This is a genomic window from Pseudomonas caspiana (genome assembly GCF_002158995.1).
GTDB lineage: Bacteria > Pseudomonadota > Gammaproteobacteria > Pseudomonadales > Pseudomonadaceae > Aquipseudomonas > Aquipseudomonas caspiana.
In genome coordinates, this window is sequence record NZ_LOHF01000007.1 from 1 (window position 1) to 26,157 (window position 26,157).

General features: G+C 56.8%; 24 protein-coding genes. 12 read left to right on the forward strand and 12 right to left on the reverse strand.

What is annotated here, in order from left to right:
- Nucleotides 1-14: 14 nt before the first annotated feature.
- The 6 genes from msrQ to AUC60_RS10320 form a co-directional block, all read right to left on the reverse strand.
- Entirely contained in the window at nt 15-635 is a 621-nt protein-coding gene (gene msrQ, locus AUC60_RS10295; protein WP_087266414.1) for a protein-methionine-sulfoxide reductase heme-binding subunit MsrQ, read from the reverse strand.
- The gene (gene msrP / locus AUC60_RS10300) at nt 635-1,648 is read right to left on the reverse strand and encodes a protein-methionine-sulfoxide reductase catalytic subunit MsrP (protein ID WP_087266416.1); all 1,014 of its coding nucleotides are present in this window, start codon (nt 1,646-1,648) and stop codon (nt 635-637) included. Before msrP ends, msrQ begins: the two co-directional genes overlap by 1 nt.
- Nucleotides 1,649-1,711: 63 nt before the next feature.
- The gene (gene pssA, locus AUC60_RS10305) at nt 1,712-2,569 is read right to left on the reverse strand and encodes a CDP-diacylglycerol--serine O-phosphatidyltransferase (protein WP_087266418.1); all 858 of its coding nucleotides are present in this window, start codon (nt 2,567-2,569) and stop codon (nt 1,712-1,714) included.
- Between the two features lie 157 nt (nt 2,570-2,726).
- A complete protein-coding gene (ilvC, locus tag AUC60_RS10310; protein ID WP_087266420.1) occupies nt 2,727-3,743 on the reverse strand; it encodes a ketol-acid reductoisomerase in 1,017 nt (338 codons plus the stop codon).
- Nucleotides 3,744-3,790: 47 nt separating this feature from the next.
- The gene (gene ilvN, locus AUC60_RS10315) at nt 3,791-4,282 is read right to left on the reverse strand and encodes an acetolactate synthase small subunit (RefSeq protein ID WP_020293234.1); all 492 of its coding nucleotides are present in this window, start codon (nt 4,280-4,282) and stop codon (nt 3,791-3,793) included.
- 2 nt (nt 4,283-4,284) lie between these two features.
- Nucleotides 4,285-6,009 (reverse strand): acetolactate synthase 3 large subunit, encoded by a 1,725-nt coding sequence (locus AUC60_RS10320; RefSeq protein ID WP_087266755.1) that lies wholly within the window; start codon nt 6,007-6,009, stop codon nt 4,285-4,287.
- 403 nt (nt 6,010-6,412) lie between these two features.
- On the opposite strand from AUC60_RS10320, the gene AUC60_RS10325 reads away from it, so the two are divergent.
- The gene (locus AUC60_RS10325) at nt 6,413-6,844 is read left to right on the forward strand and encodes a DUF4124 domain-containing protein (RefSeq protein WP_087266422.1); all 432 of its coding nucleotides are present in this window, start codon (nt 6,413-6,415) and stop codon (nt 6,842-6,844) included.
- 139 nt (nt 6,845-6,983) lie between these two features.
- Here the strand turns inward: AUC60_RS10325 and AUC60_RS10330 are convergent, their stop codons facing one another.
- Genes AUC60_RS10330 through mrcB form a run of 3 tightly spaced genes read right to left on the reverse strand, consistent with a single transcriptional unit; the run spans nt 6,984 to nt 10,399 of the window.
- A complete protein-coding gene (locus AUC60_RS10330; RefSeq protein ID WP_087266424.1) occupies nt 6,984-7,313 on the reverse strand; it encodes a YqcC family protein in 330 nt (109 codons plus the stop codon).
- Nucleotides 7,313-8,047: a tetratricopeptide repeat protein gene (locus tag AUC60_RS10335; protein WP_087266426.1), complete on the reverse strand. Its 735-nt coding sequence runs from the start codon at nt 8,045-8,047 to the stop codon at nt 7,313-7,315. The genes AUC60_RS10330 and AUC60_RS10335 overlap by 1 nt, the downstream gene beginning before the upstream one ends.
- Nucleotides 8,048-8,077: 30 nt before the next feature.
- Nucleotides 8,078-10,399: a penicillin-binding protein 1B gene (mrcB, locus tag AUC60_RS10340; RefSeq protein ID WP_087266428.1), complete on the reverse strand. Its 2,322-nt coding sequence runs from the start codon at nt 10,397-10,399 to the stop codon at nt 8,078-8,080.
- A 129-nt stretch (nt 10,400-10,528) separates the two neighbouring features.
- On the opposite strand from mrcB, the gene AUC60_RS10345 reads away from it, so the two are divergent.
- The 3 genes from AUC60_RS10345 (at nt 10,529) to AUC60_RS10355 (ending at nt 12,986) form a co-directional block, all read left to right on the forward strand.
- A complete protein-coding gene (locus tag AUC60_RS10345; protein WP_087266430.1) occupies nt 10,529-12,067 on the forward strand; it encodes a bifunctional aminoglycoside phosphotransferase/ATP-binding protein in 1,539 nt (512 codons plus the stop codon).
- Nucleotides 12,068-12,168: 101 nt separating this feature from the next.
- Nucleotides 12,169-12,513, forward strand: coding sequence for a pentapeptide repeat-containing protein (locus tag AUC60_RS10350; RefSeq protein WP_087266431.1), 345 nt, complete (start codon nt 12,169-12,171; stop codon nt 12,511-12,513).
- A 200-nt stretch (nt 12,514-12,713) separates the two neighbouring features.
- A complete protein-coding gene (locus AUC60_RS10355; protein WP_087266433.1) occupies nt 12,714-12,986 on the forward strand; it encodes a TfoX/Sxy family protein in 273 nt (90 codons plus the stop codon).
- Between the two features lie 246 nt (nt 12,987-13,232).
- On the opposite strand, the gene deoC is transcribed toward AUC60_RS10355, so the two are convergent.
- Nucleotides 13,233-14,015 carry a deoxyribose-phosphate aldolase gene (deoC, locus tag AUC60_RS10360; protein WP_087266435.1) on the reverse strand — a complete coding sequence of 261 codons (783 nt, stop codon included), beginning with the start codon at nt 14,013-14,015 and terminating at the stop codon, nt 13,233-13,235.
- A 448-nt stretch (nt 14,016-14,463) separates the two neighbouring features.
- On the opposite strand from deoC, the gene AUC60_RS10365 reads away from it, so the two are divergent.
- On the forward strand, nt 14,464-14,793 hold the full coding sequence (locus AUC60_RS10365) for a Rieske (2Fe-2S) protein (protein ID WP_087266437.1): 330 nt from the start codon (nt 14,464-14,466) through the stop codon (nt 14,791-14,793).
- On the opposite strand, the gene sfsA is transcribed toward AUC60_RS10365, so the two are convergent.
- Both sfsA and AUC60_RS10375 read right to left on the reverse strand, forming a co-directional pair.
- On the reverse strand, nt 14,757-15,512 hold the full coding sequence (gene sfsA, locus AUC60_RS10370; protein WP_087266439.1) for a DNA/RNA nuclease SfsA: 756 nt from the start codon (nt 15,510-15,512) through the stop codon (nt 14,757-14,759). The genes AUC60_RS10365 and sfsA overlap by 37 nt on opposite strands.
- Nucleotides 15,512-16,684 carry a pyridoxal phosphate-dependent aminotransferase gene (locus AUC60_RS10375; protein ID WP_087266441.1) on the reverse strand — a complete coding sequence of 391 codons (1,173 nt, stop codon included), beginning with the start codon at nt 16,682-16,684 and terminating at the stop codon, nt 15,512-15,514. The genes sfsA and AUC60_RS10375 overlap by 1 nt, the downstream gene beginning before the upstream one ends.
- Nucleotides 16,685-17,036: 352 nt before the next feature.
- Here AUC60_RS10375 and dksA point away from each other — a divergent pair, with 352 nt between their 5' ends.
- From dksA to folK, 7 genes are all read left to right on the forward strand, one after another.
- Complete coding sequence (dksA, locus tag AUC60_RS10380; protein ID WP_087266443.1) at nt 17,037-17,480, forward strand: RNA polymerase-binding protein DksA; 444 nt, start codon at nt 17,037-17,039, stop codon at nt 17,478-17,480.
- 214 nt (nt 17,481-17,694) lie between these two features.
- Complete coding sequence (gene gluQRS / locus AUC60_RS10385; RefSeq protein WP_087266445.1) at nt 17,695-18,582, forward strand: tRNA glutamyl-Q(34) synthetase GluQRS; 888 nt, start codon at nt 17,695-17,697, stop codon at nt 18,580-18,582.
- A gap of 123 nt (nt 18,583-18,705) precedes the next feature.
- On the forward strand, nt 18,706-18,882 hold the full coding sequence (locus AUC60_RS10390; RefSeq protein ID WP_003176118.1) for a hypothetical protein: 177 nt from the start codon (nt 18,706-18,708) through the stop codon (nt 18,880-18,882).
- Nucleotides 18,866-21,820 (forward strand): sensor histidine kinase, encoded by a 2,955-nt coding sequence (locus AUC60_RS10395; RefSeq protein WP_087266447.1) that lies wholly within the window; start codon nt 18,866-18,868, stop codon nt 21,818-21,820. Before AUC60_RS10390 ends, AUC60_RS10395 begins: the two co-directional genes overlap by 17 nt.
- A 22-nt stretch (nt 21,821-21,842) precedes the next feature.
- Entirely contained in the window at nt 21,843-23,273 is a 1,431-nt protein-coding gene (locus tag AUC60_RS10400; protein ID WP_087266449.1) for a sigma-54-dependent transcriptional regulator, read from the forward strand.
- 845 nt (nt 23,274-24,118) lie between these two features.
- Nucleotides 24,119-25,519 carry a polynucleotide adenylyltransferase PcnB gene (locus AUC60_RS10405; protein WP_087266451.1) on the forward strand — a complete coding sequence of 467 codons (1,401 nt, stop codon included), beginning with the start codon at nt 24,119-24,121 and terminating at the stop codon, nt 25,517-25,519.
- 27 nt (nt 25,520-25,546) lie between these two features.
- Entirely contained in the window at nt 25,547-26,011 is a 465-nt protein-coding gene (folK, locus tag AUC60_RS10410; RefSeq protein ID WP_087266452.1) for a 2-amino-4-hydroxy-6-hydroxymethyldihydropteridine diphosphokinase, read from the forward strand.
- Nucleotides 26,012-26,157 lie beyond the last annotated feature (146 nt).

Genomic DNA, 26,157 nt, shown 5'->3' on the forward strand with positions numbered 1-26,157 from the left:
AGTCAACCCCTTATTTAAGCTTTTGTGGGAACTTTTGGCTTTCTACCAATAAGACGCGGGATTCGCCCAGCAATTACAGGGATTCGAAGCCCAAGTAATAACGCACCTATCGCAGCATAAAGGGACCACTCCTTCAAATCCGCGCGGACTATCCAGAACATATGGAGCAACCCCAACCCCAGAATTACATATATAAGCCGGTGAAGCTTCTTCCAACGACCCCCCAAACGACGCTGACTGTATCGATTGGATGTCACCGCCAGCACCAGCAGACCTATAAAAGCCAGGCTGCCGACTATGATGTAAGGCCGCTTCACCAGTTCAACACCTAACTGCGACCAATCAAGCCCCAGTACGAAGACAGCGTATGCGCTCATGTGCATGAACACATAAGCGAAGCACCACAGACCCAACTGACGCCTGACGACGATCCAGCCTGCCCACCCCGTCAGTTTCTGCAGTGGTGTCATTGCCAGCGTAATCAGTAGCAGTATCAGAGTCCCAAGACCGAGCCTGTCGACAAGCACCTTCCCGGGATCAGGCCCTAGCGCAAAGATCCACGCCTGATACAACCAGAGCACCGGAGCAACACACGCAGCCAAAAAAACGCCGAAGCGCCAGAACGGGTAACGCATCAATAATTCTTCCGCAAATCCAGACCTGTATATAAGGAGGCAACCTCCTCCCCGTACCCGTTAAACATTTCGGTTGGTCGCACATTCGGGCTGAACAGTCCGCTCGGCAATCTGCGCTCACGCGCCTGAGTCCAGCGGGGGTGGTCGACAGTCGGGTTCACGTTGGCATAAAAGCCATACTCGTTAGCCGCGATACTTTGCCAAGTCGTCTTGGGTTGCTCGCTCACCAGACTGATGCGCACGATGGATTTCACGCTTTTGAAACCGTACTTCCACGGCACCACCAAACGTAACGGCGCGCCGTTCTGATTAGGCAGCTCACGGCCATACATACCCACGGCGAGAATCGCCAAAGGATTCATCGCTTCGTCCAGCCTCAGGCCTTCGACATAGGGCCAGTCGATCAGGGCGAAACCCGAGCGTTGCCCAGACATGGTTTTCGGGTCCTGCAGTGTTTCAAAACGGATGTACTTCGCCTTGGCCGTAGGCTCGACCTGCTTGAGCAATGCAGAAATAGGAAAACCGATCCACGGAATGACCATGGACCAAGCCTCTACACAGCGCAGTCGGTAAATGCGCTCTTCCAACTGATAAGGCTTCATGAAGTCTTCGAGTGCATAGCGACCCGGCTTGCCGACCTCGCCATCAATGACGACAGTCCAAGGTTCGGTCTTCAGTGAGCCTGCGTTTTGCGCCGGATCGCCCTTGCCCGTACCGAACTCATAGAAGTTGTTGTAGTGCGTAGCATCCTTGAACGGAGTGATCGCCTCCCCCTTGACGTTGACCGCCTGCCACTTGGTGTCGGGAAGCTTCTCGGCAAACCAGCCGGGAGCCTTGCCAGGCTCAACATCCGGATAAAGAGAAGGATCAGCAGCGCTCGCCCAACGTGGCATGGCACTGACAGCCAACCCGGCGAGCGAACCGCCTAAAAGGCTACGGCGAGAGAGATAGATAGATTCGGGGGTGACGTCCGACTCTTTGCAAGCGGACGCTGACGGAATTTTGATTAGCATGATGACTCCACAATCCAGAGGAACTGATGCACCAATAGACTGTGGAGTATGGGGGAAATTACATCAATCGGCCGACTTGTGGCGACGAAGACGTAACAAATACTGAATCGGGCCAGATGCTGCATAAGCGAGGAAAATCAGCAGCAAAATGCGTGGTGGATCGCTAAACACGACAGCAAACACCAGGACTACTGCAAGAATCGCGACAAACGGCACACGCCCCTTGAGGTCCAGCTCCTTAAAGCTGTTGTACTTGATATTGCTGACCATGAGCATACCCGCGGCAGCAACCAGCAGCGCAACCAGGAAGGACAGCTTGGACCCCTGGATTCCGTAGTCGCTGAAGGCCCACACAGTACCCGCAACAACGCCTGCCGCAGCGGGGCTGGCCAGACCGATGAAGTAGCGCTTGTCAGCCTTGCCGACCATCGTGTTGAAACGCGCCAGACGCAGCGCTGCACCCGCAACATAGATGAAGGCGACCATCCAGCCGACCTTGCCCATGTCACCCAATGCCCAACCAAAGGCCAGCAACGCCGGGGCAACACCGAAAGCGACCATGTCGGACAGAGAGTCGTACTCAGCGCCAAATGCGCTCTGAGTATTGGTCATGCGTGCCACACGGCCATCCAGGCCATCAAGCACCATCGCCACAAAGATAGCGATAGCGGCAAAAGCAAAATACTTGCTCGCCCCTGCGGTATCTCCCGCAGCCAAAGCGCTCTGGGCGCTCATGGAGCTGATGATGGAATAAAAGCCGGCGAACAGGTTCGCAGTGGTAAACAGATTAGGCAGCAGATAGATGCCGCGATGCCGGACCTTGCGCCCTTCGGCGTCATGCCCTTCTTCAATATGCTCATCGATCGGTAGCAGGCTTTCGGCGTCAGAGGCCTTGTTTGGCTCTTCAGGACGTTCGCTCATAGACTTTACCTTGCAACGGTGTGGAAAGTTTCGACAGATGCTTGCGACGAGGGTTCGTCTGCAAACGATGCAGCTTTATACCAGAAGCACTCGCGCATAACGAAAAAACGCGGCCGATTGGCCGCGTTTTTCTAGCGCAGAACAGCGTCGCGAGGACTTAGTTCTTGGCTTTGTCGACGATTTTGTTGGCACCGATCCACGGCATCATGGAGCGCAGTTGCTCACCAATGATTTCGATACCGTGAGCGGCGTTGTTACGGCGCTTGGCGGTCATCGAAGGGTAGCCGGTAGCGCCTTCGCTGATGAACATCTTCGCGTATTCGCCGTCCTGAATGCGCTTCAGAGCGTTACGCATGGCTTGACGGGATTCAGCGTTGATCACCTCAGGACCGGTCACGTACTCGCCGTATTCGGCGTTGTTGGAGATCGAGTAGTTCATGTTGGCGATACCGCCTTCGTACATGAGGTCAACGATCAGCTTCAGTTCGTGCAGGCATTCGAAGTAAGCCATTTCCGGAGCGTAGCCAGCTTCAACCAGCGTCTCGAAACCGGCTTTAACCAGCTCAACGGTACCGCCACACAGAACAGCCTGCTCGCCGAACAGGTCGGTTTCAGTCTCGTCTTTGAAGGTGGTTTCGATGATACCGGTACGGCCGCCGCCCACGCCCGAAGCGTAAGACAGTGCGACGTTTTTGGCGTTGCCCGAAGCGTCCTGGTAAACAGCGATCAGGTCAGGGATACCGCCGCCTTTGACGAATTCGGTACGAACGGTGTGACCCGGCGCTTTTGGCGCGATCATGATCACGTCCAGGTCAGCGCGTGGCACAACCTGGTTGTAGTGAATCGCGAAGCCATGGGAGAAGGCCAGGGTAGCGCCCTTCTTGATGTTCGGCTCAACTTCGTTCTTGTACAGCGTGGACTGGAACTCGTCCGGGGTCAGGATCATGACCAGATCAGCAGCAGCAACAGCCGAAGCAACGTCAGTCACTTTCAGGCCATGGGCTTCAGCCTTGGCGACAGTGGCCGAACCTTTACGCAGGCCAACAGTGACATCAACGCCTGAATCTTTCAGGTTGCACGCTTGAGCGTGGCCTTGGGAACCGTAACCGATGATGGCAACTTTTTTGCCCTGGATGATCGAAAGGTCGCAGTCTTTGTCGTAATAAACTTTCATGGAATTCCCCTGTTATCGTGGCCTTCAGGCCATTTTGCAAAATGAGATTAGATGCTCAGCACTTTGTCGCCACGGGCAATGCCCGTCACGCCGCTGCGTACTGTTTCCAGGATAGCGGCAGTGCCGATGGCCTGAATGAAGCTGTCCAGCTTGTCGCTCGTACCGGTCAGCTGCACGGTATAAACGCTGGCTGAAACGTCAACGATTTGCCCGCGGAAAATATCCGTGGTGCGCTTGATCTCGGCGCGCTGGGCGCCCGTAGCCTTGACCTTGATGAGCATCAGTTCACGCTCGATGTGAGCGCTCTCCGACAGATCAACCAGTTTGACTACCTCGACCAGCTTGTTGAGGTTTTTGGTGATCTGCTCGATCACCTCATCCTGGCCAACAGTGGTCAGCGTCAGACGCGACAACGTCGGGTCTTCGGTGGGTGCCACGGTCAGGCTTTCGATGTTGTAGTTACGCTGCGAAAACAGGCCGACAACACGAGACAGTGCACCCGGTTCGTTTTCCAGCAAAAGGGAAATGATGTGCCGCATGATTAAGTCCGCTCCGTCTTGCTGAGCCACATATCGCGCATGGAGCCGTCTTTGATCTGCATCGGGTAAACGTGCTCGGTGACGTCGACCTGAATATCGATGAACACCAGACGATCCGTCATGGCGAAGGCTTCTTCCATCTTCGGCTTCAGATCTTTCAGATCAGTGATCTTCATGCCGACATGGCCATAAGCTTCGACCAGTTTCACGAAGTCAGGCAGCGACTCCATATAGGAGTGCGAGTGACGGCCGCTGTAGCTCATGTCCTGCCACTGACGGACCATGCCGAGCACGCCGTTGTTGAGCAGGATGATTTTTACAGGCAGACCGTACTGCAGGCAGGTCGACAGCTCCTGGATATTCATCTGGATACTGCCTTCGCCGGTTACGCAAGCAACATGCGCCTCAGGGAAGCTCAGTTTGACGCCCATCGCAGCCGGGAAGCCAAAGCCCATGGTGCCCAGACCACCAGAGTTGATCCAGCGATTCGGCTTATTAAAGCGGTAGTACTGCGCAGCAAACATCTGGTGCTGACCAACGTCAGACGTAACAAACGCATCGCCGTTGGTGACTTCGCACAGGGTCTCGATGACTTTCTGCGGCTTGATGACGCTGCCGTCACCCGGGTTGTAGGGGAACAGGTCACGATCGCCACGCCATTCGTCAATCTGCTTCCACCAACTGGCAACCAGCGCCTTGTCTGGCAGCTCGCCGATTTCCTTGAGGGTAGCGACCATTTCAGTCAGAACGCTCTCAACCGGCCCCACGATAGGCACATCAGCCTTGATGGTTTTGGAGATCGAAGCCGGATCGATATCGATGTGGATTACTTTGGCGTTCGGGCAGAACTTGGCGGCGCCGTTAATGACTCGGTCATCGAAACGCGCGCCAACAGCCAGAATCACGTCCGCATGGTGCATCGCCAGGTTAGCGGTATAGCTGCCATGCATACCCAGCATGCCGACGAACTGACGATCCATGCCCGGATAACTACCCAGGCCCATCAGCGTATTGGTTACGGGAGCGTTCAGCTTTTGCGCCAATTCGGTCAGTTGTTCCGAACCATTGCCCATGATCACGCCGCCACCGGCATAGATGATTGGGCGCTTGGCGGCCAGCAGCATTTCGACTGCCTTGCGGATCTGGCCCGAGTGGCCACGAACGGCCGGGCTGTAGGAGCGCAGCTTGGCTTTCTTGGGGAACACGTATTCGAACTTCTCGGCCGGGTTGGTCATATCCTTCGGGATATCGACAACCACAGGGCCGGGACGACCGGACTGCGCCAGATAGAAAGCTTTTTTCAGGACCTCAGGGATTTCCGACGGATGCTTGATCATGAAGCTGTGCTTCACGATAGGCCGGGAAATACCGATCATGTCGGTTTCCTGGAATGCATCGGTGCCGACCAGCGTGCTCGCGACCTGACCCGAAAGCACGACCATTGGAATCGAGTCCATGTAAGCCGTGGCAATACCGGTGATTGCGTTGGTAGCACCTGGACCTGAAGTCACCAATACCACACCGGCCTTGCCGGTAGCGCGCGCATAGCCGTCAGCCATGTGCGTCGCCGCCTGTTCATGACGAACAAGGATGTGGTTAACAGCAGGCTCTTTGAACAGGGCGTCGTAAATGTGCAGGAGGGCACCGCCTGGGTACCCGTAGATATGCTTAACGCCTTCGTCACGCAAAAAGCGGACGACCATTTCAGCGCCGGATAAGAGCTCCACGTTGTTCACCTCTAAAACGCCAGAATACCGTCCACAAACGAGGACGGGTCTTAATAGGTTTTACTGCCAAGCAGAGCATGAGCGACGGTGGTCGCCGACTACGTCAGCACTGACTGAGCAAGTATTGGGATGACCCCTGAGTGTTTCGGGGCGTTCCCACCCAGCGCGAGGTAACGCGTTGCGGGTGTAACAGGTCGGCGCGGGTGTGCGCCTCATGATCTACCGAGATGGTCTGCTTCTGGCAGTCCCTTCACAGCGAACTTTGGATTGTTGTGATTCGCCTGCCCCAAGTCAAGTCATCCTTGAGCTTTCTTCCAATTAACCGCACCAAAGTGTGCCGGATAAGGTCATGAGGACCGCCTTGTGATAGGTTTCCGGACAAACGTATCTGGAAGGAAGCAGCATGCGGTGCATGATTTTCGCGGCCATGGTGGCGGCGGCGCTCAGCGTCCCGGCCCATGCAGCTCAAATTTACAAATGGGTCGATGACCAGGGTGTTACTCATTTCGACGCACAGCCCCCGGCCGGGCGGCAAACCCAGCAGATCGAAATCCAGAAACCGCCCGCCGCGCCTGCAGCGTCAGACGCCTCGAAAGCATCAATCGAGGCTCAGGCAGAGCAGCGTGAAATTGATAATGCCGTCAAAAAGAAAGTTGCCCAGCAAGACGCTCGACGCGACGAGGACTGCAAAATCCTGCGCACCAATCTCGCCCAACTGCAGAACAACCCTCGCGTACGCGAGCAGGTCGAGGGGGGGCTAAGACGTCTTACGGAAGATGAACGACAGGGGCGTATTGCCGAGACTCAAAAGGCAATTAACGATTATTGCCTCTGATATTGGCTGACTTGTCTTACCAACGCCGCGCTTTTGCAGGAGCTGCCGAAGGCTGCGAATGAAGCTACGTCTGGAAGCATGCTTCCGCAGCCTTCGGCAGCCCCTGCAGGAACAGCACCACATCCCTGAGCCGCCGCGATTAGCGGGCCTGAGTGATCAACCGATCAAACTGCGCAAGCAACTGCTGCAACGGCTGGGTTTCACGTGAGCGCGTGGCGTAGACCATCTCGGCCATTTCGAGGATGCCGGAGGCATTTGGCAGCGGTAGATCATTTTCAAGAATGAGCTTCATGCGTGGCAGGAAAATCCACTGCAGCCACTGTTCGAATTCCAGCGTGTCAACGCAGAATGGTTCGCCACTGGAGAGCGCCTGCTCACTGGGCGGCAGATCACTCCACCACCCCAGCGAGCGCAACTCGCGTTCAATCAGCAGCAAATGTTCCGCCACCTCAGGAAAACGCTTATCCATCAAGCGCCAACCTTGGCTTTCTGACGCGCCAGAGCAGCGCCAGCGGCATCGCCTTGTTTCTCACGGGCCTGAGCAATGATTTCCCACAGGCTGGCCTGCAGACTTGGACGGCCATTGGCATAGGTCAAACCACGACGTGCCAGTTGCTCGGCCTGAGCTGAATCACCCTGAGCCAGACGCACTTGTGCCAATCGGTAGATAACTTGCGGCTCCCGAGGAGCGACGCGCTGCGCACGCTCAAGGCTGGAAGACGCACCATTGAGGTCACCGCCATTCTGTTGTTGCTGCGCGGTGGTCAGCAGCGCCAGAACGGGACCATCCAGTTGCTCATCGGCGGACAGCCCGCTACCCGAAGACGGGATACCACTTGGCGAAGTGGATGCAGGCATGTTGTAGGTATTGGTACTGATCGGCGCGTTGACCGGTGAGGTATCAATCGGAGCATCAACACTGATCGGAGCCTGGCCTACCGGCGCGGCATACGTACTGATTGGCGCAGAACTGCCCGCACCGCCGCCTGGAATCATGACCACGACGCCAGAATCCTGAGGCACAGATTGAGCCTGAGCAGGCGCCTGAGCAACGCCAGCCCTGGATGCACCATTACGCGAGACACGCTCGCTGTTGGAAACCTTCGAACCCGAATCCACCACCGGAATCGAGCCACGCTCTACGCTGGCACAACCATTGAGCAAAGCCACAGCTGTCAACGCTGGTATTAACCACTTGTTCACTTTAGATCCTCTTTGGGGCGCTCAATTAATCTAGTTCAGCCAACCCTTGACCCAATCCATCACTTCCTGGGCCGGAGCCGCAGGCCCACCACAAGCAGCGCCGGGGGCAGGTTCACTGCCGCGAATATACGGCATCTGCACGGCGTTCGGGCAACCGGCGTCCGAGCCCTCGCCTGTAGCGGCATTGACCCAGACTTGCACGACGTTATCAGGCTGCGCCATATCCAGCGGCAGCGGATCAGCCTTGCTCATGAAGCTTGTCCAGACCTGCAACGCCCCGGTAGCGCCGGTGAACGGCGTTTTACCGTTGTCATCCCTGCCAAGCCACACGACCGCCAGCAAATCCTGACTGAAACCTGCGAACCAGCTATCACGGGAGTCGTTGGTTGTCCCGGACTTACCGGCAAGATTCAACGAGCTAGGCAACACGTTATAAACCGACCGACCGGTACCTTCACGCATCACCCGCTGCATCGCATTTTGCAGGAGATAGATCGAGCCCGGATCAAAGCGCTGCTGAATCTGGAACGGATAACGCTTTAGCGGTTCACCTTCGGCCGTCAGCACGCTTCGAATGCCGCGCATTGGCGTGTTGAAACCGCCATTGGCGATGGTCTGGAACATGGTCGCGACCTGGATCGGACTCAACGCACCCGCGCCCAGCAACATTGACGGATAGGCGGGCCAATCCACGTCAACGCCCAGCTTGCCAATGGTTTTGAATACGTTTGGCACACCGACTTCCAGGCCGATTTTGGCGCTGGACAGGTTGTAGGAATGCGCCAGGCCCTGGTACAGGAAAATATTGCCGTGTGCTTTGTGATCAAAGTTCTGCGGCTTCCAGACCTGACCATCCGCCCCTTTGACCTGGAACGGCTCGTCCGCAACCCAACTGGTCAACGTGTACTTGCTCGGACGCTCAAGGGCAGTGAGATAAATAGAAGGTTTAACCAACGAGCCAATCGGTCGCACTGCATCGATGGCACGGTTGAAACCGGCATACCCCGCCTTGCGACTACCGATCAGGGCCTGGACTTCACCCGTTTCCGGATTGGTCACGACCATCGCGGCTTCGACGTCATCCACACCTTTACGACCCGACAGGCGCTTGAACGTCTCGCTCATGGCCGATTCGGACTTCATCTGCAGGATCGGATCAAAGCTGGTGAAGATGCGCAGACCTTCTTCGGTCAAGTCTTCGTCGCGATAATCTTCCCGCAACTGACGTTTGACCAAATCGAGGAAACCCGGGAACGAGCTGTCAGCCAGACTACCGGTCTTGGTCACACCCAATGGCATTTTCTTGGCTGCGGCCACTGCCTCAGCGGTGGCCACGCCTTGTTGCTCAAGCAGGTCGAGCACCAGATTGCGTCGCTCAAGCGCACGCTCCGGATTACGACGCGGGTTGTAATAAGACGGCCCCTTGACCAGACCGACCAGCAACGCGACCTGATGCAACTTCAGCTCGGACAAAGGCTGGCTGAAGAAGTACTGACTGGCGAGACCAAAGCCGTGTACCGCACGCTGGCCATCCTGACCGACGAACACCTCGTTGAGGTAAGCCTCAAGAATTTCCTGTTTGCTGTAATGAATCTCTAGCAGAACAGCCATCATGGCTTCGGTCAGTTTGCGAGTCAGGCTGCGTTCGTTGGTCAGGTAGAAGTTCTTGACCAACTGTTGCGTGAGCGTACTACCGCCCTGACGCATCTGCCCGGCAGAAGCGTTGACCCAGAATGCACGGGCAATCGACTTGGGCGAAACACCAAAGTGATGATAGAAATCCCGGTCTTCAACAGTTACAAGTGTATCCAACAGATACGGCGGAGCCTGATCGAGCTTGATCAGAATCCGGTCTTCAAGGTTTTTCGGGTACAGGCCACCGATCATCAATGGCTCCAGTCGGGCAACTGCCAACTTGGCACCATTGGCCGAGGACAGATCGGCAACATAGTCGCCAGAGAAGCGCACACGGATCTGCTGGGCAGGATCAGTGCCTTCATAGAACTGAAAACCACGGGTATTAAGGTCTACGGTATTGCCACTGACGGCCGCTGCGCCGGGACCATTGGCAACGCTTTCGCGTCGATAACCCAGCGCATCGAGTTCAATCAGGAAATCGTCCTTGCTGAGTTTCTGCCCGACGAACAGCTCAAGCGGACGCGCATACACCTTGGCCGGAATCATCCAGCGCTTGCCGGAAAACTTCTCCTGGACGATGGCATCAAGGTAGATAGCGAAGCCGGCCAGCACGACGAGCCCGACAATGCCGAGCTTCAACCCCCAGCCTAACCAGGTACGAAGGCCGCCAGAGGCAGGTTTTTTTGCTTTGCGAGAGGATCGAGTACGAGTCATGGCGGCGGATTATACGCACTTTGCCGGGGTTCGACAGACACCCTTACCGGAGGTTTGCAGCCTCGCGCCAAGCGGCCATAATGGCCGCCTTGACGCATTTAATGAAACATCACTCTTGAAGGATCGTCCGTGAGCCAGTCACTGATTGCAGCCCTGCAGAACCCCGCCCTGTTTCCGCATCCGGTCGAGGGCTTCCAGCTCATCGAAACGCACATTTCGTGGGTGCTGCTCACCGGCCCATTCGTTTACAAATTCAAGAAACCGGTCAATTTCGGCTTCCTGGACTTCACGACCTTGTCGGCTCGTGAACACTTCTGCCAGGAAGAGCTGCGCCTTAACCAACGCCTGACCGAGGACCTCTATCTGGAAGTCATCCCGGTCACCGGAACCGCCGAGAACCCGCAACTGGGTGGCGAAGGCGAAGTTATCGAGTATGCACTGAAGATGCGCCAGTTCTCGCAGGACGGTTTGCTGAGCACCTTGCAAGCAAACGGTGAACTGACTCCGGCACACATCGACACCATCGCGACGCAAATCGGCCAATTCCACATTGAAGCGCCAAAAGTTGGTGCAGAGAATGAGCTAGGCTCGCCTGACAGCGTCATGGCGCCTGTCTTGCAAAACTTTGAGCAGATTCGCCCGCTAATCAGCGAAAAAACCGATCTTCTGCAACTCGACGCCCTACAGGCATGGGCTGAATCCAGCTTTGAGAGACTTAAGCCGTTGCTTGCCCAGCGCAAGACCGATGGCTTTATCCGCGAGTGCCATGGCGACATCCATCTGGGTAACATCACCCTGATCGATGGCAAGGTCGTGATTTTCGACTGCATTGAATTCAACGAGCCGTTCCGCATGACTGACGTCTATGCCGACATCGGCTTCCTGGCCATGGACCTTGAAGATCGCGGCCTGAAGTCTCTGGCACGCCGCCTCATCAGCCAGTATCTGGAACTGACCGGCGACTATCAGGGCCTCGAACTGCTGAACTTCTACAAAGCCTATCGCGCGCTCGTACGTGCGAAGGTCGCATTGTTCAGCCTTCCGGCCGATGCTGATGCCGTTCAGCGCGGTGCCACTCTGCGCCAGTATCGCAACTACGCCAATCTGGCGGAAAGCTACAGCGCCATCCCGTCACGATTCCTGGTAATCACCCATGGTGTATCCGCAGTGGGCAAGAGCCATGTAGCCAAGCGCCTGGTGGAGTCGCTCGGGGCTGTGCGCCTGCGTTCGGACGTAGAACGCAAACGCCTGTTTGCCGGTCAGGACGCCAACCTCTATGAAGCCGACGCCAGTAACGCAACCTACGAGCGCCTGCATGAATTGGCTGGAGTCGTGCTGCGCGCGGGCTTCCCGGTGGTTATTGATGCGACGTACCTCAAGCAGGCACAACGCAAAGCGGCCTCCAAGGTCGCCGAAACCACTGGCGTACCGTTCCTGATTCTGGATTGTGACGCTCCGCAAGCCGTCATCGCTGGGTGGCTGGCGCAGCGTCAGGCAGAAAACACCGACCCTTCTGACGCAACAATGGAAGTTATCGAGGCTCAGCAAGCCAGCCGGGAACCACTGACCACTGAGGAAACCCTGCACAGAAAGCGCGTCGAAACCAATAAAAGCGATGACCTCGACAGCCTGATCGAAAATCTTCGTCAGCGGCTTCCTGCGCTCTAAAACAATGTTTTGAGCCGTTTGGCAGTTAGTGCTTCACGGCTTGAAAATAGTGGCGATATACTGGCGTCATAATTCTAACGGAACGGAAAAAGCGAGGCGCTATGAGTCAGCCCAAAGTACTGGATTCGCCGCTGTATGCGATGTTGCGCAACGACGATGTTGCCGGGTTCAACCAAGAGAAACCCAAGTCAGGCACCATCGACTTTCAGGGGGGTGACTTCCGTGGATTGGACTTGCGCAACCTGGACACTGCCGGTATCGACTTTACCGATGCCTATTTCCGTTCCGCCGACTTGCGCGGCCTTGACCTGAGCAGCACACCACTGGAAGGGGCAAGCATTGCCCACGCACAAATCTCGGGAACGTTCTTCCCGCGCGAACTGACAGCGGATGAGATTCTGATGTCGGTCAACTTCGGTACCCGCTTGCGCTACCGCACGCACTGATTGCCTCACCCACCGTCCGTTTAGATCACGCCCGTCTGCGCAATGCATGTCGGGCTGATCCCCTGCAGCCCTTTCCCTCCGCTGATCACCTCTAGCTATTTATCCGATAACCAACCCTGCGTCTCCCCTCCCGAAAGCTACAATCCCCCAGACTTGCCTGTTTCACCCACAGTCATAGCTCAGCATCGCACGGAGGCATGATGAACGATGAACTGCAACATCTGAAAAATGTAGGCAAGACGTCAGCTCAGTGGTTACACGCGGTAGGCATCCACAATGTTTCTGATTTACGCCGTATGGGTGCCGTAGAAGCTTATCAGGCGGTTAAAAAGCGAGGCTTTCGAGCCACCAAAGTTTTGTTGTATGCGATCGAGGCAGCCCTTATGGACATCCACTGGAATGACCTGCCCAATGATCGCAAGGACGCTTTGAACGAGCAGGTTAACCATCGAATGAGTCTCAGAAAGATCTGATTGAAGCAGACAAAGAAAATAGTTCAGAAGAAGTGATTGACATGTAAATGAGAATCGATATGATTATCACAACCGGTCGCGAGACTGGCCGATACCTGAAAGACCTTGGTTCGGACTTTCAGATTATCTCCTCATCAGGCTAATCACGGTTTTTGACCCGGCTCTTTGCCGGGTCTTTTTTTGCCTGTAATTTCTTGGCCAAAACGGAGTCAGCCGTTAGCAGCATCCCATTAGACATCACGCCCTTTAGTAGCCAGGGCCCTGCGAACCCGGCCCCAGAATCCCGAGCTGCGACAAGATATCATCCAGCAGGCTTGAGCCTACCAGCCTCACCCGCTGGGCACTGACCCACTGCGGACCAAAGCGCGTGCGCGCCATCTCCATGAACATTCTCGCGTCAGCCAATGTACGTAAGCCACCGCACAGCTTGATCCCGACCTGCCCGCCGACATCCACAAGACTTTCAAGCATGACCCGCACGGCCTGTGGCGTGGGCGTAGTCACCAATTTGCCGGTGCTGGTCTTGATGAAGTTTGCGCCCGCAACAATCGCGCCCTGGCAGGCATTTCGAATGATCTGGGGGTCGCGCAAATCACCCACCTCAAGAGTCACCGTCAGCAGCGTGTCAGGCCCGCATGCAGCACGGCACGCCGCAACCATCTCGCTCCCCGTCTGCTGATCGCCCGAGAGCAGCGAACGAAATGGGTAAACCATGTCGATCTCGTCAGCACCTGACATAACAGCCGCACGGGTTTCAGACATGACCGTCTCTTTGTTCGGTGAGCCGTAAGGAAAGTTCACCACCGCCACCACGTGTATGTCGCGGTGCTGGAGCCGGTCCAGCGTCGTTCGCGCCAGCAACACGAAGCGCGGATAAACGCAGATGGAAGCGATAGGCCCCAGCGGCGTCATCGCTCTCTGACACAAACCAATAATTCGCGATTCGGTGTCGTCAACATCCAACGCCACCAAGTCGAACAGACTGATGGCCTGACGGGCTAATTGCTCATCTTCAGGGGAAATTTCCATGTTCACGTATCGTCCTCGACTGCTTCAAACAAATGAAAGCGAGAACATATAGGAGCCAGCAGCCAAAGAATCGCCGCCAAGGTGAAGAGAGAGGTGGACTACGTGATAACCGGAAATGTCCGAATTAGCAGTCGGTGCTTGGGGAACGGAACCGATGGATATCTGCTGCTCCATCCCGCTATTTACGGCAGCTTTCTGTTTCGCGGCAAACGCAAGTCCGCAGGAATGGCTTTGGCCGGGAGGACTTTATTTCTGGCGAAGGACGTGGCGAATGTACCGGCCCACCTTCAGTTAAAGCCGGTCCGCAAAAAACGCTTTTTAGTGAGTCATGCGTTTTTTCACAGATCCCGGCCGCTGGCACCTCAACGCGACATCCCCAACCCCGAAGAGAACTGCCACACTACCTGCCTGAGAACACTCTAACGTCACAAGCCCCACGGAGGCCCTGTTGAAATTGCTCTGCACTGGCGATCAACTGCCGGAAGCCCAAAGCCGAGGGTTTGAAATCAATGGCCGCAAACTGTTCGCTACACGGCGCAACGGGCAGGTATTCGTCTACCACAATCGCTGCCCGCACCGTGGCGTCCCGCTGGAATGGCAACCCGACCAGTTCCTGGACGACAGCGCGAGCCTTATCCACTGCGCGACCCACGGCGCGTTGTTCCTCATTGAAAGCGGCGAATGCGTCGCTGGCCCCTGTGAAGGACGATCCCTGACCGGGATTACCAGTCACGAAGATCATCAAGGTATCTGGATCGACACACCTGGCACTGACTGATCCAAATCACTCGCCCAGCGAAGCTGCAGCGGCCTGTCGATGAAGACCTCCTCGGGCGTCAACTGCACGCCATACGCCAGCACCTCTACGCCTGCAGCAACGGCTTCGCGCAATGCCGCGGCATAGCCTGGGTCAATTTCCTGCGCAGGTCTTACCGCTTCGATACCGGTGAGGTTCACGCAATACAGCAGCACTGCCCGCACACCTTCACGAGCCAGACTCGCCAACTCCCGCAAATGGCGCGCACCACGCTGAGTGACCGCATCCGGAAAAGCCGCTACCGAACTGCCATCAAAGCCCAGCGTGACACTTTTTACCTCCACATAAGCGGGCCCTTGCGGGTAGTCCAGACGAAAATCCACCCGGCTTTTTTCCTGCCCGTAGGCCACTTCCCGCTTAAGAGCGGTAAATCCGTTCAGTTCGGTAATTACTCCGCCGCGCAACGCCTCTTCGACCAACGTATTGGCCCGCCCGGTGTTGACACAGGCAAGGCGACCTTGAGGGGTTTCGCTGATCTCCCAGGTGCCCGGCAATTTGCGTTTCGGATCATTGGAGCGGCTGAACCACACCCGTCCGCCCGGCATCATGCAATTGAACATTGAGCCGGTGTTAGGGCAGTGAATGGTCAATAACTCGCCAGTGTCGGTTTGAATATCGGCCAGAAAACGCTTGTAGCGCACCAACAGCAAACCTTGTTCAAGCTCTGGAGAAAAACGCATCAGCCTTGCCAGCTCCTTAGCCCGCGAGCAATCCGCTCAACCGCTTCCTGCAAACGCGGCAGGCTTTGGGTGTAAGCGAAACGCACATGATGCCCCGCCTGAAAGCGACCAAAATCCAGCCCCGGAGTGATCGCAACATGCTCGGTTTCAAGGAAGTGCTGGCAAAAGGAGTAAGCATCGCCCCCGAACGTGCTGATATCGGCATACAGGTAAAACGCGCCTTCCGGCTCAACGGCAATCCCGAAGCCCAGCTCGCGCAGGGCGGGTAACAGGAAGTCCCGACGCAATCCGAACTCCGTACGGCGCTGTTCGAGAATTTCCAGCGTCTGTGGCTTGAAGCAGGCCAGTGCCGCGTATTGGGCCATGCTCGGCGCACTGATGTAGAGATTCTGGGCCAGTTTTTCCAGATCAGCGACGGCTTCCTGAGGCGCAACAAGCCAGCCAAGACGCCAGCCCGTCATGCCGAAATATTTCGAAAAACTATTCAAGACGAAGGCATTGTCATCGACTTCCAGCACGCTGGCAGCATCGGTGCCGTAGGTCAGGCCATGATAGATCTCGTCCACCACCAAATGACCGTTGCGCGCTTTAAGCGATGCGGAAAGCCCCGCCAGTTCATCGCGACTCAACAGCGTACCCGTTGGGTTTGCAGGCGATGCGACCAACGCGCCGACACTGTCACTGTCCCAATGCCGCGCCACGAGATCCGGGGTCAGCTGGTAACGCTCCTGTGGACCGACCGGAACCAACTGCGCCGCGCCTTCAACGAGGCGCAGAAAGTGACGGTTACAGGGGTAACCAGGGTCAGCCAACAACCAATGCTTGCCCGGATCGACCAATAAACTGCTGGCCAGCAAAAGCGCGCCCGAACCACCTGGCGTCACGAGAATACGGCCGGGATCGACGTTCACGCCGTAGCGCTGGTCGTAAAAACCCGCGATGGCTTCACGTAACTCAGGCAAGCCTCGCGCCGCGGTGTATCGGGTTTTGCCCGCCGCCAGCGCCGCCTGACCAGCTTCAATGATGGGTTGAGCGGTTGTGAAGTCAGGTTCGCCGATCTCAAGATGGATCACGTCGTGCCCTGCGGCCTGCAGCTCATTGGCCCGCGCCAGCAATGCCATGACATGAAAGGGTTCGATGGCGCGACTGCGCGCACTGTAGGGCTGAGCCATTAGCCTTCCTTAATTAATCGGGCCGGATGCCTGTGGGCATGCAAAATGAGGAGCGATTCTACCCAAGCACTCACCTGCAAAGGAAAGTTAATCACGCCCCGGCAAACAGCAGAGAATGGACCTAAATCCATCCAAATGAGTGTAACGAGTTTCAGTCGTTGAACGTTTTCCTCAAGCCCGCGTCTGTTGCAACGGCCATTAACCGCCCAGGTCGAATGCACGCTCGACAACCGGGAGTAGCGCGCTCCGATTCGATCTGGTAAGTTCGCCCGCTTGCAGCCGCAGGGCCGGCAGGTGCCGGTGATGGATATTTTCCTGCGCAATGGATTAAAGAGTGAGAGGCGGTCCATTCATGCCCACCCAAGAAAAGCAGCAGAACAACCAGCTGAACGGTGACTTCAAGCCTTACGAACTCGGTAAGGGTGAAGAGTATATGAGCGCTGAAATGCGCGGTCACTTCACTAAAATCCTGAATCGCTGGAAGCAGGATCTGATGAATGAAGTCGATCGCACCATGACTCACATGAAGGACGAAGCTGCCAATTTTCCTGACCCGGCCGACCGTGCCAGCCAGGAAGAAGAATTCAGTCTCGAACTGCGTGCTCGTGATCGCGAACGCAAGTTGATCAAGAAGATCGACAAGACGCTGCAATTGATCGAAGACGAAGAATACGGCTGGTGCGAATCGTGCGGTGTAGAAATCGGCATCCGCCGTCTCGAAGCCCGCCCGACTGCTGACCTTTGCATCGACTGCAAGACTTTGGCTGAAATCAAGGAAAAGCAGGTCGGCAAGTAACACGACCCGCAACCTTGCACACATAAAGGACGCTTCGGCGTCCTTTATTGTTTTTGAGCTCAACCAATTGCCCAATGCTCTCCCTGTAGGAGCGCGGCGTTCTGCCTGAAAAACACTGCCATCGCGGCCTCGCGGTGCTCGTGCGCCCCTACAGGTCGGTGGCACAGGCCGATCTCCTACAGATATCCAACAATCTCCAGTAATATCCCGCCTCATGAAATCCCCCTCCTACATCGGGCGCTTTGCGCCGACGCCCAGCGGTTACCTGCACTTCGGCTCACTGGTCGCAGCATTGGCGTCTTATCTCGACGCGCGCTCAGTCGGCGGGCAATGGTTGATGCGCATGGAGGACCTCGATCCGCCGCGTGAAGTAGCCGGTGCCCAGGCGGCCATCCTTGAGACGCTTGAACGCTATGGCTTCGAATGGGACGGGCAACTGGTCACCCAGAGCCATCGCCACGAGGTCTATCAGGAAGTCATCAATCGCTGGTTCAGTCATGGTCTTGCTTACGCCTGCACCTGCTCGCGCAAACAACTCGAACCATTTCAGGGTATTTACCCGGGCACCTGTAGAAATGCCGGGCATTCGCCAGATAACGCAGCGATCCGAATTCGCGTCCCTGAACTGCTGTACCGGTTCGAAGACCGGGTGCAAGGCCCGTTCCAGCAACACCTTGGCCGAGAAGTCGGTGACTTTGTGATCCGTCGCCGCGACGGGCTGTACGCCTATCAACTGGCCGTTGTCATCGATGACGCCATGCAGGGCATAACCGATATCGTGCGCGGTGCCGACCTGCTCGACTCTACCCCACGCCAGCTATACCTCCAGGAGTTGCTTGGAGTACCACAGCCGCATTATCTGCATGTACCGCTCATTACCCAGCCCGATGGCCACAAGCTCGGGAAAAGCTACCGCTCACCGCCACTGGAAGCGGATCAGGCAACTCCACTGCTATTACGAGCCCTGCGCGCACTCGGTCAGGAACCAGAATCAGGGCTCGCTTACGGCACGCCTCAGGAAGTTCTGAAATGGGCAATCGGGCGCTGGAACGTTTCCGCTATCCCTCGCGTACGGAACCTTGAAGAGGCCCGGATAGACTGAGATAGAGCGGTCGCTGCAAACTGATACGGACAGCGGCTTACGCGACGCTTGCAGGTTACTCGCCATCCGTTACCATGCCGCTCCTCAACTGCCGCAACACGAATGAATCGTGAAGGAGGCCAAATGTATATTTACCGCTTGGTCCTGTTGCTGGTAGTCGGCATTTACCTGTTTTCACCGGCCATCATGGACTGGTGGATCGACGCTACGGGTGCGTGGTATCGGCCTTATTTGCTGTGGCTGATTCTGATCGTGGTGACCTTCATTCTCCAGAGCCAAAAAGATGCCGATGAGCTTTAGCCTGACCCAGATGATTCTGGTCAGCGCCGCCTATCTGCTGATGCTGTTTGGCGTGGCCTGGATCAGCGAACGCGGGGTCATACCGCGCTGGATCATCCGCCACCCGCTGACTTACACGCTGTCGCTCGGTGTTTACGCCAGTGCCTGGGCGTTCTATGGCACGGTCGGTCTCGCGTATCAGTACGGTTACGGCTTCCTGTCCAGCTATCTCGGCGTGTCCGGCGCTTTTCTGCTCGCGCCGGTGCTGCTCTATCCGATCCTGCGCATTACCCGTACCTATCAACTGTCGTCCCTGGCGGACTTGTTCGCCTTTCGCTTCCGCAGTACCTGGGCCGGGGCGCTGACCACCATTTTCATGCTGATTGGCGTGCTGCCGCTGTTAGCGTTACAGATCCAGGCAGTGGCCGATTCGATTGGCATCCTGACCCGCGAGCCCGTACAGGATCGCGTCGCCATAGCGTTCTGCGCGTTGATTACCCTGTTCACGATTTTCTTCGGTTCGCGCCATATCGCCACCCGCGAGAAACACGAAGGCCTGGTGTTCGCGATCGCCTTCGAGTCGGTCATCAAACTTGTGGCCATTGGCGGTATCGGCCTCTATGCCTTGTATGGGGTGTTTGACGGCCCGCAACAACTTGAACTGTGGCTGCTGCAAAATCAGACCACTCTCGCAGCCCTCCACACCCCGCTGCAGGAAGGCCCATGGCGCACACTGTTACTGGTGTTTTTCGCCTCAGCCATCGTCATGCCGCACATGTACCACATGACGTTTACCGAGAATCTAAACCCGCGGGCGCTGGTCAGCGCGAGCTGGGGCCTGCCGCTGTTCCTGTTGTTGATGAGCCTGGCTGTGCCGCTGATTTTGTGGGCAGGGCTCAAACTTGGCGCCACCACCAGTCCCGAGTTCTTCACTTTGGGCATTGGCATCGCGGTGAACAGCAAGTCCCTGGCGTTGCTGGCCTATGTCGGCGGTTTGTCGGCGGCCAGCGGTCTGATCATCGTCACCACCCTTGCACTCTCCGGCATGGCGCTGAACCATCTGGTGTTGCCGCTTTATCAGCCTCCGGCAGAGGGCAATATCTACCGCTGGCTGAAATGGACCCGCCGCGCTTTGATCGTCGCGATCATCATGGCTGGCTACGGTTTCTACCTGCTGCTGGGTGCCCAGCAGAATCTCGCCAATCTGGGCATCGTCGCGTTTGTCGCCACGCTGCAATTCCTGCCGGGCGTACTCTCCGTGCTGTATTGGCCCGCCGCCAATCGCAGGGGTTTCATCGCGGGGTTATTGGCGGGTATCACGGTCTGGATCTTCAGCATGTTGTTGCCGTTGATTGGCGACCTCCAAAGCGTCTATCTACCGCTCCTCGACAAGATCTACAAACTGACCGAGACCAGTTGGCACATGGCAGCGATTGCTTCGCTGGCCGTCAACGTGCTGGTCTTCACGCTGATTTCGCTGTTCAGCAACCCGAGCCCCGAAGAAGCCAGTGCCGCCGAGGCGTGTGCGGTGGACAACGTTCGTCGCCCACAGCGCCGTGAACTGCACGCTGTCTCCCCTCAGGAATTTGCCACCCAACTGGCCAAACCGCTGGGAGCCAAGGCTGCGCAGAAAGAAGTCGAACAGGCGTTGCGTGATCTCTACCTGCCATTCGACGAACGTCGGCCTTACGCACTGCGTCGCTTAAGGGACAGAATCGAGGCCAACCTTTCTGGCTTGATGGGCCCCAGCGTGGCACAGGACATGGTCGAAACGTTCCTGCCCTACAAGTCCAGCGGCGAAAACTACGTCACCGAAGACATTCACTTCATTGAAAGCCGGCTTGAGGATTACCACTCGCGCCTCACCGGGCTGGCGGCTGAACTTGATGCCCTGCGTCGCTACCACCGCCAGACGCTTCAGGAATTACCAATGGGTGTGTGCTCGCTGGCCAAGGATCAGGAGATCCTGATGTGGAACAAAGCCATGGAAGAACTCACCGGCATTGCGGCCCAACGTGTAGTGGGCTCACGGCTTGAGACGATTGCAGAACCCTGGAAAGAACTGCTCAGCGGCTTTATCCACCTGCCCGACGAACACTTGCACAAACAACGCCTGGCACTGGACGGCCAAATACGCTGGCTGAACCTGCACAAAGCAGCCATTGATGAGCCGCTCGCACCCGGTAACAGCGGGTTGGTGCTGCTGGTAGAAGACCTGACCGACACACAAATGCTCGAAGACAAGCTGGTGCACTCCGAACGTCTGGCGAGCATCGGCCGCCTGGCCGCCGGGGTCGCTCACGAAATCGGCAACCCGATCACCGGCATTGCCTGTCTTGCGCAAAACCTGCGCGAAGAACGTGAGGACGATGGTGAGCTGACTGAAATCAGCAGCCAGATACTCGAACAGACCAAACGTGTTTCGCGGATTGTGCAATCGCTGATGAGCTTTGCCCATGCGGGCAGTCACCAACACAGCGATGAAGCCGTTTGCCTGGCCGAAGTGGCGCAGGATGCCATTGGTCTGTTGGCCTTGAACCGTCGTAACTTCGAAGTCCAGTTTTATAACCTGTGCAATCCGGAGCATTGGGTCGACGGCGATCCGCAAAGGCTTGCACAGGTCTTGATCAATCTGCTTTCCAACGCGCGTGATGCCTCGCCCGCAGGCAGTGCAGTCCGGGTCAGAAGCGAAGCATCCGAACACACTGTCGATCTGATCGTAGAAGACGAAGGCAGTGGAATCTCCAAAGCAATCATGGATCGATTGTTCGAACCGTTCTTCACTACCAAGGACCCGGGTGAAGGGACCGGACTAGGCCTTGCACTGGTCTATTCCATCGTTGAAGAGCATTATGGACAGATCACTATCGACAGCCCGGTTGATACCGAGCACGAGCGCGGGACCCGTATCAGGGTAACTCTGCCGCGACATGTCGACGCGACGTCCGCCGTGAACTGAGCCCGTCGAGAGAATTGAATAAATGCCCCATATTCTGATCGTCGAAGACGAAACCATCATCCGCTCCGCCCTGCGTCGCCTGCTGGAACGTAACCAGTATCAGGTCAGCGAAGCAGGTTCGGTGCAGGAAGCCCAGGAACGTTTCAGCATTCCCTCGTTTGATCTGATCGTCAGCGATTTGCGCTTGCCCGGAGCTCCCGGCACTGAGCTGATAAAGCTCGGCGAGGGCAAACCGGTGCTGATCATGACCAGCTATGCGAGCCTGCGCTCGGCAGTAGACTCCATGAAAATGGGTGCCGTCGATTACATCGCCAAGCCATTCGATCACGACGAAATGCTGCAAGCGGTTGCCCGCATCCTGCGTGATCGCCAAACCGTGCAAAGCATGCAGGCTGACCGTAATGCCGCCAAAGCTGCCAACCCGGATAAAGCCGGTGTTGATAACAGTAATGGCGAGATCGGCATCATTGGTTCCTGCGCGCCCATGCAGGATCTCTACAGCAAGATCCGCAAAGTGGCCCCAACCGACTCCAACGTACTGATTCAGGGTGAATCCGGAACAGGTAAAGAGTTGGTGGCCCGCGCCCTGCACAACCTGTCGCGTCGCGCAAAAGCACCCATGATCTCGGTCAACTGCGCGGCGATCCCGGAAACGCTGATCGAGTCCGAACTGTTTGGTCATGAAAAAGGCGCCTTTACGGGGGCCAGCGCGGGTCGAGCGGGGCTGGTAGAGGCGGCCGATGGCGGCACCCTGTTCCTCGACGAAATCGGCGAGTTGCCACTGGAAGCCCAGGCGCGGTTATTACGCGTTCTGCAGGAAGGCGAGATTCGTCGCGTGGGTTCCGTGCAATCACAGAAAGTGGACGTGCGCCTGATCGCGGCTACCCACCGGGACCTGAAAAGCCTGGCGAAAGTCGGCCAGTTCCGCGAAGACCTTTATTACCGTCTGCACGTCATTGCCTTGAAGCTCCCGGCATTGCGCGAACGCGGTAACGATGTGCTGGATATCGCCCGTGCCTTTTTGGCTCGTCAAAGCCTGAAAGCCGGTCGTAACGACCTGAGGTTTGCGCCCGACGCCGAGCTCGCCATCCGCCAATACACTTGGCCCGGTAACGTGCGTGAGCTTGAAAACGCAGTGGAGCGAGCAGTCATTCTGTGTGAAAGCCCGGAGATTTGCGCTGAGCTGCTGGGCATCGACGTCGAGCTGAGCGACCTGGACGATGAAGATTTCATTGGCCTGGCACCGCAACAAGGTTCTGCCAGTTCCACCAGCCATGAGCCTACGGAAGATCTGTCCCTTGAAGACTACTTCCAGCATTTCGTTCTGGAACATCAGGACCACATGACCGAGACAGAGCTGGCGCGCAAACTGGGCGTCAGCCGTAAATGCCTGTGGGAACGTCGTCAACGTCTGGGCATTCCACGTCGCAAAGGCGTCGCCAGCGAAACCTGATTTGATGGTGCATAGGCTCTGGCCTGCACGTTCCGGGCAATCCGGAAACTGTTACCTCACACGAGGTACGTAACAAAAGCCGGGGTTTACGGTAACGAAAACCCCGGCTTTTTTAGGCCTGCAAAAAACCTGAATGGCTACAGCCCCCGGTTTTAAAGGGTTTTCAAAAGTTGGCACAGGTCCTGCTATATCTCTAGTACAAGAACAACAAAAACACGCAGTGCAACACACCATAATAAAAACAATACGAATCGACTCACGCATAACAAGAACAACACGGCGGAGGCGCAGCTAACTGATTCTTTTGGAGAGGCGTTGTATTTGGGGCTTGCCCCGCAACCAGGCCGAGAACAACAAAAACTACCCATAGGTAGCGCCTGAACTGGTTGGATCGAATGATCATTGCAACACAGCGACCAAAGCAATCCGTTTGCTCTTGACTCCCGATTGGGAGGTTTCACAGACGAAAGTCTCGTGAATGGGCACTCAACAAAAACAAGAAGCCCACAGACAAAATAAAAATAAGAGCACACACTTTGGGGAGCTTCGGCTCCCCCAGTAGCTTCTGAAGATTATTCCCTCCTGATACAGCCAATCCCCCAGAACTGATGCGATCCCCCGTAGGAGCTCACGAGCACCGCGAGGCAGCGATAGCGTTCTGTCTGAAACACCGCCATCGCTGCCTCGCGGTGCTCGTGCGCTCCTACAGACAATCACATAGCTCTATTGGGTTTAACGCCATCGCGCAGCTTCCTACACCATCCCCTGACTAAATGCTAGAATCCCCGCCCATCATGCGGTCATTCTTCGTTTATGGCCGAATATTCCTTCAAACAGTGCATCCCATGCTGAAGAAGCTGTTCCAGTCATTCCGTACTCCACTGCGTAAACCGCAGCAACATATCCGCAGCACGCCTGAAGTGCTCAACAGCAGCCAACACTCGCTGCAACGCGGTCAATTCAGCCGTTATGCGGTGAATATCGTTGAGCGCCTGCAAAATGCCGGCTATCAGGCCTATCTGGTCGGCGGCTGCGTTCGTGACCTGATGCTGAACATCACGCCCAAGGATTTCGACGTCGCCACCAGCGCCACGCCTGAACAGGTCCGTGCCGAATTCCGTAACGCCCGCATCATTGGCCGTCGCTTCAAGCTGGTTCACATCCATTTCGGTCGTGAAATCATCGAAGTCGCCACATTCCGCGCCAATCATCCGCAAGACGACGAAGAAGAGGACAGCAACCAGTCCTCGCGTAACGAAAGCGGCCGGATTCTGCGCGACAACGTTTACGGCACCCTTGAAGACGATGCCCAACGCCGCGACTTCACGATCAACGCCCTGTATTACGATCCGGTCAGCGAGCGCATCCTCGACTACGCTAACGGCGTACACGACATCCGCAACCGCCTGATCCGCCTGATTGGCGATCCAGAACAGCGTTACAAGGAAGACCCGGTCCGCATGCTGCGCGCCGTGCGTTTCGCCGCCAAGCTGGACTTCGGTATCGAAAAGCACAGCGCCACGCCGATTCGTCCCCTGGCACCGATGCTGCGCGATATTCCGTCGGCACGCTTGTTCGAAGAAGTGCTCAAGCTGTTCCTGTCCGGTTACGCCGAACCCACCTTTGAAATGCTGGTGGATCTGGAACTGTTCGACCCGCTATTCCCGGCCAGCGCCAAGGCTCTGGAATACCGTCCGACTTATACCCACACACTGATCAGCCAGGCGTTGGCCAACACTGACCTGCGGATCAAGCAGAACAAACCGGTGACCCCGGCCTTCCTGTTCGCGGCCCTGCTGTGGCCTGCGCTGCCAGCCAAAGTGTTGCGCCTGCAAGAACGCGGCATGCCGCCAATCCCTGCCATGCAGGAAGCGGCCAACGAGCTGATCCTCGAGCAGTGCCAGCGTATCGCGATTCCGAAGCGCTTCACCATGCCGATCCGGGAAATCTGGGACATGCAGGAACGTCTGCCGCGCCGCTCCGGCAAGCGTGCTGACCTGCTGCTCGACAACCCGCGCTTCCGGGCCGGTTACGACTTCTTGCTGCTGCGTGAAAGCGCCGGCGAAGAAACCGACGGCCTGGGCGATTGGTGGACTGACTATCAGGACGCCAACGACAGCGAACGTCGGACTATGATCAGCGAGCTGGGCAGCAAACCCGAAGCGGGTGCCCCGCGTAAACGTCGTCGCAGCAGCGGCGCCAAACGCAAGCGTGCCGGTGGCGAACCGGCTGCATCAGGCGAGTAACACAGCTTGGAACGCGTCTATATAGGTATGGGCAGCAATCTGGCTGCCCCCGCCGAGCAACTGCGCCATGCCATCAGGGCATTGGCAAGGCTGCCGCAGAGCAAGTGGGTCGGCGTTTCGTCCTTTTATTTAAGTGACTCGCTGTTGCCCAACCAGCCGCGTTACACCAACGCCGTTGCTGCGCTTGACACCACCCTGGAACCTCTTGCCCTGCTCGACGCGCTCCAGGCCATCGAACTGGACCAGGGCCGTGAACGCACCGAGCGCTGGGGCCCGCGAACACTGGACCTCGATATTCTGGTATTCGGCGAGCGCCTGATCGACGAACCACGCCTCAAAGTGCCGCATTACCACATGCAGGCCCGGGCTTTCGTGCTTTACCCGCTGGCTGAACTTGCGCCCGATTTGCAACTGGCCGACGGCCGCTCCCTGAGCAAATTACTGACCCGATGCCCGTTTGAAGGCATTGAGCGTTTGGTGCCTAAGGCGTAATAGCCAGGCGCCCGGTAACACAGCGCTGATCCGGTAGCTCAACCAGTAATGCAGGCAATTGACTTAATCCCCCCTCGTCACGAAGATAGGCGTCCCGCCAGCCCGTTCGCTGGCTTATGGGCGCAAGCAGGCAGCTTTCAAACACC

Coding starts and splice junctions, on each gene's coding strand:
- msrQ (WP_087266414.1), bottom strand. CDS start 635: ATGCGTTACCCGTTCTGGCGCTTCGGCGTTTTTTTGGCTGCGTGTGTT.
- msrP (WP_087266416.1), bottom strand. CDS start 1,648: ATGCTAATCAAAATTCCGTCAGCGTCCGCTTGCAAAGAGTCGGACGTC.
- pssA (WP_087266418.1), bottom strand. CDS start 2,569: ATGAGCGAACGTCCTGAAGAGCCAAACAAGGCCTCTGACGCCGAAAGC.
- ilvC (WP_087266420.1), bottom strand. CDS start 3,743: ATGAAAGTTTATTACGACAAAGACTGCGACCTTTCGATCATCCAGGGC.
- ilvN (WP_020293234.1), bottom strand. CDS start 4,282: ATGCGGCACATCATTTCCCTTTTGCTGGAAAACGAACCGGGTGCACTG.
- AUC60_RS10325 (WP_087266422.1), top strand. CDS start 6,413: ATGCGGTGCATGATTTTCGCGGCCATGGTGGCGGCGGCGCTCAGCGTC.
- AUC60_RS10330 (WP_087266424.1), bottom strand. CDS start 7,313: ATGGATAAGCGTTTTCCTGAGGTGGCGGAACATTTGCTGCTGATTGAA.
- mrcB (WP_087266428.1), bottom strand. CDS start 10,399: ATGACTCGTACTCGATCCTCTCGCAAAGCAAAAAAACCTGCCTCTGGC.
- AUC60_RS10350 (WP_087266431.1), top strand. CDS start 12,169: ATGAGTCAGCCCAAAGTACTGGATTCGCCGCTGTATGCGATGTTGCGC.
- AUC60_RS10355 (WP_087266433.1), top strand. CDS start 12,714: ATGAACGATGAACTGCAACATCTGAAAAATGTAGGCAAGACGTCAGCT.
- deoC (WP_087266435.1), bottom strand. CDS start 14,015: ATGGAAATTTCCCCTGAAGATGAGCAATTAGCCCGTCAGGCCATCAGT.
- sfsA (WP_087266439.1), bottom strand. CDS start 15,512: ATGCGTTTTTCTCCAGAGCTTGAACAAGGTTTGCTGTTGGTGCGCTAC.
- AUC60_RS10375 (WP_087266441.1), bottom strand. CDS start 16,684: ATGGCTCAGCCCTACAGTGCGCGCAGTCGCGCCATCGAACCCTTTCAT.
- dksA (WP_087266443.1), top strand. CDS start 17,037: ATGCCCACCCAAGAAAAGCAGCAGAACAACCAGCTGAACGGTGACTTC.
- gluQRS (WP_087266445.1), top strand. CDS start 17,695: ATGAAATCCCCCTCCTACATCGGGCGCTTTGCGCCGACGCCCAGCGGT.
- AUC60_RS10390 (WP_003176118.1), top strand. CDS start 18,706: ATGTATATTTACCGCTTGGTCCTGTTGCTGGTAGTCGGCATTTACCTG.
- AUC60_RS10395 (WP_087266447.1), top strand. CDS start 18,866: ATGCCGATGAGCTTTAGCCTGACCCAGATGATTCTGGTCAGCGCCGCC.
- AUC60_RS10400 (WP_087266449.1), top strand. CDS start 21,843: ATGCCCCATATTCTGATCGTCGAAGACGAAACCATCATCCGCTCCGCC.
- AUC60_RS10405 (WP_087266451.1), top strand. CDS start 24,119: ATGCTGAAGAAGCTGTTCCAGTCATTCCGTACTCCACTGCGTAAACCG.
- folK (WP_087266452.1), top strand. CDS start 25,547: ATGGGCAGCAATCTGGCTGCCCCCGCCGAGCAACTGCGCCATGCCATC.